Annotated in this window: 12 protein-coding genes and 1 other RNA gene; all 13 read right to left on the bottom strand. The window is 40.9% G+C overall.

Annotated features, from left to right (window positions below; all coding sequences use genetic code 11):
• Positions 1-3 precede the first annotated feature (3 nt).
• The 13 genes from ACUR5C_RS11750 to rnpB all read right to left on the bottom strand — a co-directional run bounded on the left by ACUR5C_RS11750 (position 4) and on the right by rnpB (position 14,344).
• Entirely contained in the window at positions 4-981 is a 978-nt protein-coding gene (locus tag ACUR5C_RS11750; protein WP_454465323.1) for a D-alanine--D-alanine ligase, read from the bottom strand.
• 12 nt (positions 982-993) lie between these two features.
• On the bottom strand, positions 994-2,445 hold the full coding sequence (murC, locus tag ACUR5C_RS11755; protein WP_454465324.1) for a UDP-N-acetylmuramate--L-alanine ligase: 1,452 nt from the start codon (positions 2,443-2,445) through the stop codon (positions 994-996).
• Positions 2,442-3,539, bottom strand: a complete 1,098-nt coding sequence (murG, locus tag ACUR5C_RS11760) for an undecaprenyldiphospho-muramoylpentapeptide beta-N-acetylglucosaminyltransferase (protein WP_454465325.1) — start codon at positions 3,537-3,539, stop codon at positions 2,442-2,444. Before murG ends, murC begins: the two co-directional genes overlap by 4 nt.
• Complete coding sequence (ftsW, locus tag ACUR5C_RS11765; RefSeq protein ID WP_454465326.1) at positions 3,539-4,729, bottom strand: putative lipid II flippase FtsW; 1,191 nt, start codon at positions 4,727-4,729, stop codon at positions 3,539-3,541. Before ftsW ends, murG begins: the two co-directional genes overlap by 1 nt.
• Positions 4,726-6,087, bottom strand: coding sequence for a UDP-N-acetylmuramoyl-L-alanine--D-glutamate ligase (murD, locus tag ACUR5C_RS11770; protein WP_454465327.1), 1,362 nt, complete (start codon positions 6,085-6,087; stop codon positions 4,726-4,728). The genes ftsW and murD overlap by 4 nt, the downstream gene beginning before the upstream one ends.
• Before the next feature lie 24 nt (positions 6,088-6,111).
• Positions 6,112-7,194, bottom strand: coding sequence for a phospho-N-acetylmuramoyl-pentapeptide-transferase (mraY, locus tag ACUR5C_RS11775; protein ID WP_454465328.1), 1,083 nt, complete (start codon positions 7,192-7,194; stop codon positions 6,112-6,114).
• A complete protein-coding gene (locus tag ACUR5C_RS11780; protein ID WP_454465329.1) occupies positions 7,194-8,582 on the bottom strand; it encodes a UDP-N-acetylmuramoyl-tripeptide--D-alanyl-D-alanine ligase in 1,389 nt (462 codons plus the stop codon). The genes mraY and ACUR5C_RS11780 overlap by 1 nt, the downstream gene beginning before the upstream one ends.
• Positions 8,579-10,090 (bottom strand): UDP-N-acetylmuramoyl-L-alanyl-D-glutamate--2,6-diaminopimelate ligase, encoded by a 1,512-nt coding sequence (locus tag ACUR5C_RS11785; RefSeq protein ID WP_454465330.1) that lies wholly within the window; start codon positions 10,088-10,090, stop codon positions 8,579-8,581. Before ACUR5C_RS11785 ends, ACUR5C_RS11780 begins: the two co-directional genes overlap by 4 nt.
• Positions 10,083-11,819 (bottom strand): peptidoglycan D,D-transpeptidase FtsI family protein, encoded by a 1,737-nt coding sequence (locus ACUR5C_RS11790; RefSeq protein WP_454465331.1) that lies wholly within the window; start codon positions 11,817-11,819, stop codon positions 10,083-10,085. The genes ACUR5C_RS11785 and ACUR5C_RS11790 overlap by 8 nt, the downstream gene beginning before the upstream one ends.
• Positions 11,816-12,157 (bottom strand): cell division protein FtsL, encoded by a 342-nt coding sequence (gene ftsL / locus ACUR5C_RS11795; protein WP_454465332.1) that lies wholly within the window; start codon positions 12,155-12,157, stop codon positions 11,816-11,818. The genes ACUR5C_RS11790 and ftsL overlap by 4 nt, the downstream gene beginning before the upstream one ends.
• Positions 12,158-12,181: 24 nt before the next feature.
• On the bottom strand, positions 12,182-13,105 hold the full coding sequence (gene rsmH, locus ACUR5C_RS11800) for a 16S rRNA (cytosine(1402)-N(4))-methyltransferase RsmH (RefSeq protein WP_454465333.1): 924 nt from the start codon (positions 13,103-13,105) through the stop codon (positions 12,182-12,184).
• Between the two features lie 10 nt (positions 13,106-13,115).
• Positions 13,116-13,571, bottom strand: a complete 456-nt coding sequence (gene mraZ / locus ACUR5C_RS11805; protein ID WP_454465334.1) for a division/cell wall cluster transcriptional repressor MraZ — start codon at positions 13,569-13,571, stop codon at positions 13,116-13,118.
• A gap of 414 nt (positions 13,572-13,985) precedes the next feature.
• Positions 13,986-14,344: RNase P RNA component class A (gene rnpB / locus ACUR5C_RS11810), an RNA gene on the bottom strand.
• Between the last annotated feature and the right edge of the window lie 41 nt (positions 14,345-14,385).

The raw sequence follows: 14,385 nt of genomic DNA on the forward strand, positions 1-14,385 counted from the left end.
TTATTAGCTCCTGTCACTAGTATTTAACGCGTCAACGCTTGTTTCAAGAATGTGCAACACCAACTCATCAAAAGTTAAATTCGCTTGCTTTGCCGATTTAGGCACCAAACTAGATTCAGTCATACCAGGCACTGTATTGGCTTCTAAAATCATAAACTCTCCACTCACGCTACGAATAAAGTCAACTCTGCCCCAACCACTACAACCAATAACATTAAACGCCTTTATTGCAATATTCTGTAAATCAGTTTCTTCTTGCTGATTTAATCCGCTAGGGCAAAAGTATTCGGTTGTATTGGAGTGATACTTAGCCTCGTAATCATAAAACTCCCGTGGCGTTTGCATACTAATGCTTGGCAATGCAACTCCTTTAAGAATTGACACGGTATACTCTTTGCCGTTAATAAACGACTCGACTAAGGCAACTTCGTCATACTGATGCGCATAAGCCACAGCTTTGACTAGTTCATCAGCACTAGTTACTTTACTCATTCCTACGCTCGAACCTTCATTCACTGGCTTAACAAATAGCGTATGACCTAAACTCGCAAGCAATCTTTTAGCTTCCACTTCAGCAAACGGTTGACCTCGTTTTACAAAATCAAAATTAGCTGTGGCAATGTCGTTTTGTCTCCAAAGCTGTTTACATAAAAGCTTGTTCATAGCGATTGCGGAACTCGCTACATTAGAGCCAGTAAACGCAATGCCTAACATTTTTAAAAAACCTTGTACTACGCCATCTTCACCATCTCGACCATGCAAAGCAATAAAAGCTCGCTCAATTTTGTGCTCGACTAACTGTTGATAAAGGTCTTTATTGGTATCTATTTTTACCGCATTAACCCCTTGCCTAACTAGCGCTTGATAAACGGCCTCACCCGAACGTAAAGAGATTTCGCGTTCAGCCGACTTGCCTCCAAGTAGCACCGCTACTTTTCCAAATTCTTTAGGCTGAATAGTTAAGTTAAAGTCTTTTAACACGATTAATATCTCTTACTTCTCATTTAAAAAATTTAATTGATTATTTGTCCAAGCTTTAGCTATGCCACCGACATTTCCTGCACCTTGGGTCACTAATAAATCGCCGTCTTGCATTACACCTGCAAGGGTATTTTCTAAGTCACCTTGCTCTTCAACAAAAATAGGATCTAGTTTTCCGCGCATACGAATAGAGCGACACAAGGCTCTCCCGTCGGCACCAGCGATAGGCGCTTCTCCGGCAGCATAGACTTCTAGCATAATTAACACGTCAACTTTAGACAGTACCGCGGCAAAGTCTTCGAACAAATCTCTCGTTCGCGAATAGCGATGTGGCTGAAAAACCATTACTAATCTTTTATTTTTCCAGCCATCTCTTACCGCATTTACGGTTGCTAAAACTTCGGTAGGGTGATGCCCATAGTCATCAACCAGCTCAATCGCCCCTTTGTTGGTTTTAAACTCTCCGCAAAATTGAAAACGACGTCCTATACCGCCAAAACTTTTTAATGACTCCACCAACGCAGGTGCTCTAACGCCATCTTCATTGGCAACGGTAAAAGCGGCTAACGAATTTAAAACATTGTGTCGTCCTGGCATATTGAGTTTTATTTCGAGTAAACCAGGCTTACCTTTGCGCTTAATTTTGTAGTAACTCACACTGCCTTCTTGACGAAAATCTACCGCCTGATAATCAACCCCATCAGAAAATCCGTAAGTAACAAATGGGCGCATTAACGATGGGATAATTTGCTTTACGCCATCATCATCACCACAAAGCACTGCAAGTCCATAAAATGGCAAATTATGAATAAACTCAATATAGGTTTGCTTTACTTTTTCAAAATCACCATCATAAGTATCCATGTGATCCATATCGATATTTGTGACAATTGAAACCATGGGTTGAAGATGAAGAAACGATGCATCACTCTCATCTGCTTCAGCAATAAAATAACGGCTTTTTCCAAGCCTTGCATTTGCGCCTAAACGATTTAATAAACCGCCAATCACAAAGGTAGGATCTAACCCAGCATCAGCGTATAAAGTAGCAAGTAGGCTTGTTGTTGTCGTTTTACCGTGGGTCCCTGCAACAGCAACGCCATGTCTAAATCGCATTAATTCAGCAAGCATCTCAGCCCGCGGAACAATGGGAATTCTTCGTGAGCGAGCCGCTTCTATTTCTGGATTGTCTTTAGGTATAGCAGTACTTACCACGACAACATTAGCACCTAAAACATTATTCGCCGTATGCTGATGAAAAATTTCTGCACCTAGTTTTTTTAATCGATTAGTAGTATCACTTGAAGAAGGATCTGATCCAGTGACGTTATAACCTTGGTTTAATAATACCTCTGCAATACCGCACATTCCCGCACCGCCAATTCCAATAAAGTGAATTCGTCGAATCCTTCGCATTTCTGGAATTTCTGGCATTGGATTTACAATAGGGGCGTTATTTTTCATGCAGCTTTCACCTTAAAATTTTCGCAATAATCAGCAACTTTCGCTGCTGCATGATTAAATGCACACTGTTTTGCGCGTACCGACATTTCATCTAAAATTGACGGCGAGTCAACTAACTTAACAATTTGCTGCTTTAATTCCGGCGAATCAATTTGACTTTCCTGAAAGCAAAAAGCAGCATTATTTTTAACTAACCAATTAGCGTTTGCTGTTTGATGATCGTCCACGGCATAAGGAAACGGAATAAATATTGCGGGCAACCCGACGATGGCCACTTCAGACACTGTTGACGCGCCAGAGCGGCAAATAATAAAGTCGGCTTGTTGCATTGCTTGTGCCATATCATCAATAAACTCAACCACCTGATAACCGTTAGTTGAGTCGAGTGCATGTTGCTGACAAATTAACTTGGTCGCTTCTACTCGCCCAGCACCTACTTGATGTAAAACTGACACTTTCCCCGTCAACACAAGCTCTGATAACAACTTGGGTAAATTTTGATTTAAAGCGAGTGCGCCGCGACTGCCTCCAACAATTAATACTTTGATAGCAGAAACATTCGATTTAGATTGTCGTGTTACAACGCTTAATGCTTGGATTTCTTTTCTTACCGGGTTACCAACGGTCACTATTTTTTTAGTTTTATTAAAAGTGTCCGGAAAACCTTGGAAAACTTGTTGAGCAAATTTTGCTATAACTTTATTAGTCAGCCCTGCTATCGCATTTTGCTCATGAATTAAAACGGGCTTTCTAAGTAAAAGTGCCGCTATAGCTCCTGGACCAGAGGCAAAACCACCAAAACCAATTACGACGCAAGGTCGCTGTTGCTTTATTACTTTAATGGCTTGTAATATCGCTTTAAATAAAACAATAGGCGCTTTGATCCAGCCAATTAATCCATTACCACGCAAGCCGCGCACACTAATAAGATTTAATTGAATATAATTTGCTTTAACGAGCTTTTCTTCCATTCCGCCAACTGAACCCAACCACGCAATATTCCAGCCGTTATCATGTAAACACTCAGCTACCGCCAAACCAGGAAAAATGTGTCCGCCAGTGCCACCAGCCATAATCAGTACATTACTTTTCATTAAGCTAGTACCTCTTCATCAAATTGACTGGACGCTTTTTTAACTGACTTTTTAGTCGTGTTTTTTGGCTGTTTGCTTAAACGATTTTCGTAATCAATTCTTAGTAAAATTGCGATAGCTACCGCGCAAGCAATAAGGCTGTTGCCGCCGTAACTAATAAAAGGCAAAGTCAAGCCTTTAGTTGGCAAAGCGCCACTGGTGACGCCCATATTAATCAGCGCTTGAAAGGTTAACCAAAAGCCAATCCCGTAAGCCAAATAGCCTGCATAAGGCTTTTCACAAAGAATGGCCTCACGCCCAATTTTCATTGAGCGATAAAACAAAATAAAAAACAGTACGAGTACTAAAGCAACCCCAAGCAACCCTTGCTCTTCAGCAAAAATTGCAAAAATAAAATCCGTATGTCCTTCAGGCAAGTAGTTTAACTTTTGTAATCCATTTCCTAATCCTTGACCAAAAAGACTGCCTCGTCCAAACGCAATAAGTGATTGGGTCAATTGATAACCGCTACCAAAAGGATCGGCCCAAGGATCTAAAAAAGTCATCAATCGTTCTAATCGATAAGGTTGACTTACCGCAATTAAAGCTAAAATTCCGCCAACAGCAGCACTGAGACCAATAAATTGCCATAACCGGGCACCACCTAAAAACAACATCGCAAGTGACGTAGCCAATATCACCACCGACGCGCCAAAATCAGGCTCTAAAAGTAATAGTCCAGTAATTAAAGCTAACACTAACAGCGGCTTTAAAAACCCTCTAATTTGAGTTTGTAACTCATCCGTGCGACGAACTAAATAACCTGCCAAATAAACCACTACAAATAATTTAATTGCTTCGGAAACTTGAAATGTTATGGGACCTAAAGCAAACCAGCGACGCGAGCCATTAACACTTTTGCCAACAAATAAAACAGCGACCAACAATACCAATCCAAGAACGAGTAAATAAGGTCCATACTGTTGCCAGCGTTGTATCGGTTGTGTTAACACAATACAGGCAGCTGTAAATGCAATAAATAAATAAACAAAATGCCTAAACACAAAATAAGTTGCCTGACCGTTCAAGTTATTTTCTGCAAAATACAAAGAACTTGAAGTTACCCAAATAAGACCAATCGAAGTCAATAACAAAACCACAGTTAAAAGCGTTTTGTCATACCATGTTTGATAGTTAATCGCTGAACTCATGCGCAAGCCTCCAATGCATCAACAAAGGCCTGTCCGCGGGCTTCAAAATTTTTAAACATATCCATGCTTGCACACGCAGGAGACAGCAATACTACATTAGGTTGATTCGTGATTGGTTGTAATGCGACTAACTGCTTTGCTTTAACGACAGCTTGCTGCATGCTTTCAACAAAAGTGACTTTTTCTTTCGGCATGTAAGCAGCTAATAGAGGCGCGTCTTGTCCCATGACAATCAAATGATCAACTGTTGTACGCAATGATTCTCTAAGTGGCGAAAGATCCGCGTCTTTTGCCAAGCCTCCAGCTATTAAAACACACCATTGATAGTAGTTTTTATCTATAGCATTAAGTGCTGCTTGAGTTGCGCCAACGTTTGTTGCTTTAGAGTCGTTAATCCAATCAGTTTGATCAACAAATTTTACCTTCTGAAAGCGATGACTTAATCCAGTATATTTTTTAATGGTATTAAGTATCGCATCATCAATTGCAATGTTTAACGCTTGCAGTATACACACAACTGCTGCGACATTATTCCAATTATGGCTGCCCACTAATTGCAACTCTTGAACATTAATATAAACTTGGTCGCGGCTGCGAATTACCACTGGTGACTGGGTAAAGTCGACATAAATATCAGCGCTTGCTTGACCTAAACTGAAGCATAATCGATGACTGTTCAATTGATTAGGTACGGTTGCTGCGTCGTCTAAATTGTAAACACAGTGTTTGGCGTTATTAAAGATACTTTGTTTAGAAAGACAATAATCCTCAAACCGATTGTATCTGTCCATATGATCTTCAGTAATATTGAGTACCACCGCAACTTCAGCGCTTAACTGCCGAGTTGTATCAAGTTGAAAGCTTGAAAGTTCTAATACATAAATTTCAGCTTCATCTTGCGGCAAAAAGTCTAGTACCGGTACCCCAAAGTTACCGCCTATGAGTGCTTTCTTTTTGGCACTAATTAAACATTGATAAACTAAATCGGTTACCGTACTTTTTCCGTTAGAACCCGTAATCGCAACAATCTTGCTTTTAGTTTCTCTAACAAAAAGCTCTACATCTCCAATTATCTCTATCTCAGCTTCCCGTGCCTTAACTAACAACTCGTGGCTAGGATCGACTCCAGGGCTTAGAATAATTCGGCTCGCATTAATTACAGCATGCTCGGGAATATTCTTATAAAACGCTTGTTGGCAAAAAGCTAATGCAGCAACGCTCTCTTTTCCAGGTGGGTTCTCTCTTGTGTCAATAACCACGAAGCTTTGTTTTATTCGTTCAAAATAACGCGCAGCAGCCAATCCAGACATTCCTAGTCCGAAAATACATGGCAGTTTATTAAGCGAGTTAGTTTGCATTCTTTTATTTGAGTCCGTATTTATTTAACGTATTTTTAACGTTGCTAAGCCAATTAAAACTAAAACTACTGAAATTATCCAAAAGCGCACTATGACTCTTGGTTCTGGCCATCCCTTCAGCTCATAATGATGATGAAGTGGAGCCATATTAAAAATTCGACGGCCGGTCAGTTTGAAAGAAGCGACTTGTAAAATGACAGACACCGTCTCCATAACAAATACACCGCCCATGATAAAAAGTACTAATTCTTGTCGTACAATTACCGCTACAGTTCCAAGCGCTGCGCCTAAACCAAGAGAGCCTACATCGCCCATAAAAACTTGTGCTGGATAAGTGTTAAACCACAAGAACCCTAACCCAGCACCAGCTAATGTGGCGCAAAAAATAATCAATTCACCAGAACCAGGAATATAAGGTATGGAAAGATAATTAGAAAAATTAACATGCCCAGTTACATAAGCAATAATACCAAGAGCCCCGGCGACTAAAACGGTGGGTAAGATAGCAAGTCCGTCAAGACCATCCGTTAAGTTAACCGCATTACTTGTCCCAACAATAACAAAGTACGCAAACACAATATAAAAAAGCCCAAGATTAATCGCGACATTCTTAAAAAATGGGATAATCAAAATGGTTTCAGCGTCAACTTGAACACTCATATATAAATAGGTGGCCGCAGCTAAACCTATGACGGACTGCCAAAAATATTTCCAGCGCGACGCCAACCCTTTTGGGTCTTTGTAAACTAATTTACGATAGTCATCGACCCAACCAACAAATCCAAAGCCCAGAGTGGTTAACAACACAACCCACACGTAGCGATTACCTAAATCACTCCAGAGCAAGGTAGAAACGGCAACGGCAACCAAAATTAGCGCCCCGCCCATAGTGGGTGTGCCGGCTTTACTTAAATGCGATTGAGGACCATCATCACGCACCGTTTGCCCAATCTGTTTGCCTGCTAATTTCTTTATCATTAGTGGCCCGAGTAAAAGACTTATTAACAGCGCAGTGAGAGCACCAAAAATACTTCTAATGGTTAAATACCCAAATAGATTAAACCCAGACGCGTATTGTTGAAGATATTCAGCAAGCCAAAGTAGCATTATTTTTCTCCCCGTGAGGAAGCAACATTCGAATTTTGTTCTAAAGTGTTTTCCATTAAAGCTTTAACTACACGATCCATATGTGCACTCCGCGATCCTTTAACAAGGATCGTTGAATCCGCATTAGCCTCTTGTTTTAATTGTTGTATGAGTTCTTGTTGTGATGAAAAATGTTTACCAAATCCGTTAAAGCTACCGTGAGCAAATTTACTGAGTAATCCACAAGAATAAAGCTTGTCTATTTTAGCTTCACTAGCAAATTGTCCAATCTGTTGATGACAATTTCGCCCTGCTTCACCTAACTCTGCCATATCTCCAATGACCAAGACCTTTTCATTTGCGTAACCAGCGAGCAATTGAATTGCAGCTTGCATCGATGCAAGATTAGCATTGTAAGTATCATCAATAAGCTGACATCCGTTTGCAAGCTTATGCAAGTTTAGCCTGCCTTGCACTAATGCAACTTGAGTTAAACCTTTTGCAATTGTCTGCAATGGTATGCCAGCTGCAATGGCGCAAGTCGCAGCAGCAAGTGAATTATAAACGTTATGTCTTCCTGCTAGCGTTAACGCAATACTTTGTTTTTGACCCTTGTAAAGTAATTCGTAAGTCGCACACTGGTTTTCATCTAATTTAATATTAGCGACAGTTACATCGGCATCTGCTTCAACGGCAAAGGTTAGAACCTGGCTCTTAATATGCTTTTTCCAATAGCTCGCAAAATCATCATCATTATTAATCACAGCGATACCAGACTCAGTAAGCTCAGAGTATATTTCACCTTTGGCTCTAGCCACCCCCTGTAAATCGCCGAACCCTTCTAGGTGAGCGGCCGCAACATTATTAATCAGAGCGATGTCTGGTTTAGCTATCGCTGCTGTATAAGCAATTTCGCCTGCGTGATTTGCACCTAACTCAATGACTGCAAACTCATGGCTTTCATTTAGTCTTAATACGGTTAGGGGAGCACCAATTTCGTTATTGAGATTGCCCAAGGTTGCTAAGGTTTCACCTTGTTCTTTAAAGATGCTTGCTAGCATTTCTTTAACCGTAGTTTTACCGCTGCTTCCGGTAATAGCGACACACTTTACATTGGCTTGTTGGCGATTGAATTTTGCTAGTTCCGCTAGAGCTACATGAGTATTTTTAACGATAATCTGTGGTATATCTAAATGGCTCTCGCATTCAACCAAAATTGCTTTAGCGCCTTGCTCTACAACATTAGTTAAAAAGTTATGCGCGTCAAAATGCGGGCCCTTTAAGGCAATAAATAAAGCGTCTTCGGCTTGTTTTCTACTATCGGTATAAACATTATTCACTTTAACGTCTTCACCAATGAAGCGTCCATTAACCGCCTTAGCAATTTGAGAAATATAAGCATCTATCATGCGGAGTACTCCTCTATGGCTTTTGCTGCGATTTCGAGATCACTTAAGTGAATTTTTTCGGTACCAATAATTTGATAATCTTCGTGCCCTTTACCAGCGATTAATATTGCATCTCCAACTTTAGCCTTGGCTATAGTTGATAAAATTGCTTGTTCTCGATCAGCAATGAATTCAACTTTTTCAGGTTTCTTAAAGCCTTCGAGTATGTCATCACGAATACTTTCAGGTGACTCGGTTCTTGGGTTGTCATTGGTGACAATCACTTTATTTGCTAACTTTTCACTCACTCGGGCCATTAACGCACGCTTTTCTTTATCTCGGTCGCCTCCACATCCAAAGATGCACCAAATTAACCCCACGTTATGCTCACGCAATGCGTTAAGCGCTTGTTTTAATGCATCAGGCGTATGCGCATAATCAACCACAACCAATGGTGACTTAGCATGTCCAAACTTATGCATGCGACCAGGCGCAGAGCGAACATTTTTTACTGCTTGTAATACTGGGTTAATATCTTTAAAAATACTGCCTAGTGCGGTTATAACCAAAAGTAAGTTAGATAAATTAAATTGCCCAATTAAATTGGAATCTAGTCGGCCGCTTCCCCAAGGAGTGTAAATTTTTGCGTGCAAGCCTTGCATTGAATAAACGACTTCTTCTGCCCATACCCAGCGATTTAAATTAGAACCTGAGGTAGGTAACTGTGTAGTAACTAACCACTTAGTTGCGCTAATAGCTTCGTCTTTGGCAAGTTTGCGTCCAAATTTATCATCCATATTAATCACGGCATTCTTTAAATTAGGTGACAAAAATAGCTTTCGCTTTGCATTGCCGTACGCTTCCATATCACCGTGATAATCAAGATGGTCATGGGTTAAATTAGTGAATACTGCCGTATTAAATAGAACAGCTTGTGCTCTTGCTTGATCTAGACCATGAGAAGACACTTCCATTGCCGCAAATTGCGCACCAGAAGCGACCGCTTGCGCCAAAACTTTTTGCATGGTAATTGCATCGACAGTCGTATTTTCACTTTGTTTTAATTGACCACTTTGGCCAACTCCTAAAGTACCCAACAAAAAGCATTCAAAGTGCATTTTTTGTAGTGTTTTTGCGATCAGGTAACTACAGCTAGTTTTTCCATTCGTGCCGGTAACACCAATTGTCTTTAATTGGCTAGAAGGATTAGAAAAATAGTTTGACGCAATTAAACTTAACTGGTCGCGCAGGTTGTTAATCCAAATTACCTGCTCAAGTTCAATGAGTTCAGGAAAAAGTTGTTGTGCTTGTTCAGCTTCAGCTAAAACCCATTTGGCACCCTGTTGTATTGCAGCGCTAATAAATTGTCGAGCATCGGCCTTATAACCGACCAGCGCCACAAAGGTATCGCCGGTTGAAACTAGACGGCTATCGCTTACTAAAGGTCCTACGGTTTGCAGCTGAAGTTCATTATCAACTTCAACGGAATCAACACCCGCTAATAAATTATTAAGAGAAATATTACCCATTGCTTTCTCCTTTTACAGGAGATTTAGCGGCGACAACATTGGTTTGGTCAGGCTTCACATTTAAAAGCCGTAACGTTTCCTCTGCAACTTTGGCGAACACTGGTGCAGCGACATCACCAGCATAATACTCTTCGCTATTTGGCTCATTAACAAACACTACCATTGCGATTTTAGGATCGCTTACGGGTGCTAGTCCTGCAAAGAAAACAGCATACTGATCGCCATAAGAACCTCGCGATGCTTTTCGCGCAGTACCAGTTTTTCCGGCAATTCTATACCCATATACTTTAGCTTTTTGAGCCGTTCCACCTTCGCCTACTACCGTTTCCATCATCCGAATAACTTGCTGACTGGTTTGGCGCGAAATAACTTGCTTACCCTGCGGTGGAGTTTCTTGTTTAAGCAATGATAATGGTCGATTAACACCATAAGCACCTAATACGGAGTAAGCTTTTGCTAACTGTACTGGCGTTACCATAAATCCGTATCCAAAAGAAACATTGGCTTTCTCAATGTCACTCCAGTTGTCTCTAAAATCCATTTTCCCGGTACTTTCGCCAGGAAAACCACTTGCGGTATCTATGCCAAAACCGACTTGATAGAAGGTACTTAAAAACTCATCGTCACTCATCATGCTTGCCAATTTGCTCACACCGACATTGCTTGATTTTTGTAGCACACCGCTAACATCTAAAACGCCATGATTTTTTCCATCGATAACCCAGTAACCATTTAACTTCATGCGCCCAGGAGAAGTGTTAATTTTGCTAGTTGGTTTTACGACTCCGGCTTCAAGCGCACTCGCTACGGTTAACGGCTTAGCGGTAGAGCCAGGCTCAAAACTATCCACAAATGCTGAATTGCGCGTAAATTCAGAGCGACGGCTATCAAAACGGTTGGGGTTATAAGAAGGCTGGCTTAACAAAGCGAGAACCTCGCCAGTTTCTACATCTAGCATCACTAAAGCACCTGAACGAGCACGATGTTTTAGCACCGCAGTTTTTAATGCCTTATAAGCAATGGCTTGAATACGGCTATCAATACTCAATACAAGATCTTGCCCTTTTTCAGGTTGCTTAATGACTTCTTGTTGCTCAATAATTCGACGATTTAGATCTAAGCGTACTTTTTGTTGTCCGTCTTGTCCGCTTAACAACTGATCAAATGCTTTCTCTAACCCTTCGCGGCCGCGATCATCTACATCGGTAAATCCTATAATATGGGCGGTAATTTCAGCTGACGGATAATATCGACGATACTCGTCTCTCAAATAAACACCAGGCAGATCCAAAGTTTTTACTAGGTTGGCTCTTTTAGGATCAAGATGACGTGCAACCCAAGCAAACTGACGCCCTTTTCTTTCAACAATCCACTGTTTAAATTCATGCGGTGTTTTGCGAGCAATAATTGCCAATCGATTCCAATCAGCTTCAGCTAAGGTTGGTGATTTTTCCATCACTTTGGTTACATCAATCCATACCGATTTAACCGGAACACTTACCGCTAACTCTACCCCATTGCGATCATAAATTACGCCTCGATGAGTTGGCATGTGCAATTCTCTCACACTTCGAGAGTCTGCTTTACTGATGAGATCTTCTGACTTATCAATTTGCAGGTAACTCGCTCGAGCCAATAAACCGATAAATGCACTAGCAATCACTAACATTAAAACTTGGTAGCGACCATTGCTAGTAGGAATACTATTTGGCTTACGCGCTTGACTCATAGTGAAATCACCTTTTCATTTTTGGTGGTCACTTCAACCATGCCCAATTCTTTACGTGCAATATGACTAATTCTATCGGGTTCGGTTAACGCGGTAAGCTCGAGTCGTAATGACTCCCATTCTACTTGGCTTTCTTGATACTCAGATTTTAACTGCTCTAAGTTTGCGGTAGAGCGACGCAATTGATGGCTAGTAAAAGCTAGTGACATAGCAGAAATCACCATTAATAACGCAACTAAAGAAACTAACCAATGTTGCACAAATAGATCCACAAAAACCGCTTTCAATAATGAAGGCGGTTGCTGTGTTTTTTGTGATTTTTGATTATTTTTATTCATTCCGTTACTTTTAGTTATTGTTGCTTAAAGTCGTTCGGCCACTCGTAATATGGCGCTGCGTGAGCGCGGGTTTATATCAACCTCTTGTTTGCTCGCTTTTATCGCTTTTCCAACTGCTTTAAATTCTTGGTTTAACTCACTTTGGGTGATAGGTAGCCCTTTTGGAAAATCATCACCTTTTGATTTCTTTTTAATAAAACGCTTAACGATTCTATCTTCAAGCGAGTGAAAACTAATTACTGATAAGCGTCCACCCTTTGCTAACATTGCAGGCGTATTTTCTAAGGTCTCTGTTAACTCTTTTAATTCGCTATTAATAAAAATACGGATCGCTTGAAAGCTTCTTGTTGCTGGATGCTTAAACTTATCTTTCACCGGACACGCTTCATCAACAATCTTTGCGAGCTTTGCCGTGGTATCTATCGCACGCTCTTGACGTATCTCTACAATGGCTCGAGCAATACGAGTTGCAAATTTTTCTTCGCCATACTCTTTTAGCACTTGGCGAATCTCATCGACACCGGCAACTGCTAACCATTGAGCAGCCGACATGCCTGTGGTTGGATCCATGCGCATATCAAGCGGTCCATCCTGCATAAAACTAAAGCCTCTTTCAGCTTCATCAAGCTGAGGCGACGAAACACCGAGATCTAACAAAATGCCATCAATTTTTCCCACTAGATTATGCGCTTCTAATAGCGGCAAAATACTGGCAAAATTCTGATGAAAAAAACTAAATCGTTTATCATCGGCAAAATTTTCAGCGGTTTTAGCCGCTTGAGGATCGCGATCAATTGCCAGCAAACGTCCATCTTCTGACAGCTTGCTTAAAATCAATTGACTGTGTCCACCCCGCCCAAAAGTACCATCAATGTAGATACCATTAGGTTGAATATTCAGCCCGTCGACCGCCTCATTTAATAAGACCGTTGTATGTGAAAATTGCATGTTCATCGTCTTAATAGTACAAATCAGGCAATTCGTCAGAATCGAGTTCGTCGCTTGATAGCACGGTTAAATCCTCTTCGGTTAACTTATTCCATTGTGCTTCATTCCATAACTGGAAGGTCTTTCCTTGACCAATCAACATCACTTCTTTATTTAGTTGTGCTCTTTCGCGGAGTACGTTTGGAATTAGTAACCGCCCAGATCCATCCATATCAACTTCAGTGGCATGGGCTAACATAATTCGCTTTAAACGTCTGTGGAGAGGTTTTGAGTTGGAGAGAGATTGTAAATCTGCTTCTGCTGCTTCCCAATGCTGTAGGGGAAATATCAATAAGCAGTTATCATAGGGATCGCAAGTTACAATCATGTGAGAATCACAAGACTCAACGATGCCGTTACGATACTTTGAGGGTATCGCTATACGACCTTTTGAGTCTAAATTGATTGAGTTGGCTCCACGAAACACTATTATTTTTCCTGTACAGGGGTTCATTGATCAGATGAACCACAAAATTGCACATAACTACACTTTTCTCCACTTAAGTGCACTATAGGTATTTAGAGATGTTTTTGTCAAGGAAAAAACAGGAGAAAAACGCTGAAATAATGCTTATTTCACAAAGACTTAGCGCGAATTAAAACCTCTGAAACTTAGCTGTTTTTCGAATAAGAATATAATTCATCAACTTAGCTCGCAAACTTAAAGTATTACTTTAAGTTGTGTCACTTTGTGGGTTGTTTAAAACAGGATTTTAGAAGATTTTTGAAAAACGAGCTTTTTGATAATCAAACGACTCATTTAGAGCGACAAGCTCCTTAAGAGCGAAATACGCCATGACAAGAAATATGCCCCCTCTCAAAGATTGGAGGAGGCAATAGATTTTTGGGTCAACCTATAAGCCGGATTCTGTCTAGGACAATCATTCATCTTGGCATAGTGTTGCCACTATGCTCATGCAACCTACCCGGTTCCAACGCGAGCCACGCCTTAAACTTAAAAAGTTAGTGGAACCCTATTTGGTCTTGCTTTGAGTGGGGTTTACACTGCCACTAAATGTTACCATTAGCGCGGTGCGCTCTTACCGCACCTTTTCACCCTTACCTTTTACAAGGCGGTATATTTTCTGCTGCACTTTCCGTAGGCTCTCGCCCCCCAGGTGTTACCTGGCACTCTGCTCTTTAAAGTCCGGACTTTCCTCCACTTACCTTTCGATAAACAGCGATTGTCCAGTCAACCCGAGGCTATGTTACCAACTATTAAGCACAATAACGAGTAGATT

This window comes from Aliikangiella aequoris, assembly GCF_053709105.1.

Excerpts from the sequence above, each read along its gene's own strand:
- ftsW (WP_454465326.1), bottom strand. The coding sequence starts at position 4,729 with ATGAGTTCAGCGATTAACTATCAAACATGGTATGACAAAACGCTTTTA.
- murC (WP_454465324.1), bottom strand. The coding sequence starts at position 2,445 with ATGAAAAATAACGCCCCTATTGTAAATCCAATGCCAGAAATTCCAGAA.
- ftsL (WP_454465332.1), bottom strand. The coding sequence starts at position 12,157 with ATGAATAAAAATAATCAAAAATCACAAAAAACACAGCAACCGCCTTCA.
- murD (WP_454465327.1), bottom strand. The coding sequence starts at position 6,087 with ATGCAAACTAACTCGCTTAATAAACTGCCATGTATTTTCGGACTAGGA.
- murG (WP_454465325.1), bottom strand. The coding sequence starts at position 3,539 with ATGAAAAGTAATGTACTGATTATGGCTGGTGGCACTGGCGGACACATT.
- ACUR5C_RS11790 (WP_454465331.1), bottom strand. The coding sequence starts at position 11,819 with ATGAGTCAAGCGCGTAAGCCAAATAGTATTCCTACTAGCAATGGTCGC.
- ACUR5C_RS11780 (WP_454465329.1), bottom strand. The coding sequence starts at position 8,582 with ATGATAGATGCTTATATTTCTCAAATTGCTAAGGCGGTTAATGGACGC.
- rsmH (WP_454465333.1), bottom strand. The coding sequence starts at position 13,105 with ATGCAATTTTCACATACAACGGTCTTATTAAATGAGGCGGTCGACGGG.
- mraY (WP_454465328.1), bottom strand. The coding sequence starts at position 7,194 with ATGCTACTTTGGCTTGCTGAATATCTTCAACAATACGCGTCTGGGTTT.
- ACUR5C_RS11785 (WP_454465330.1), bottom strand. The coding sequence starts at position 10,090 with ATGGGTAATATTTCTCTTAATAATTTATTAGCGGGTGTTGATTCCGTT.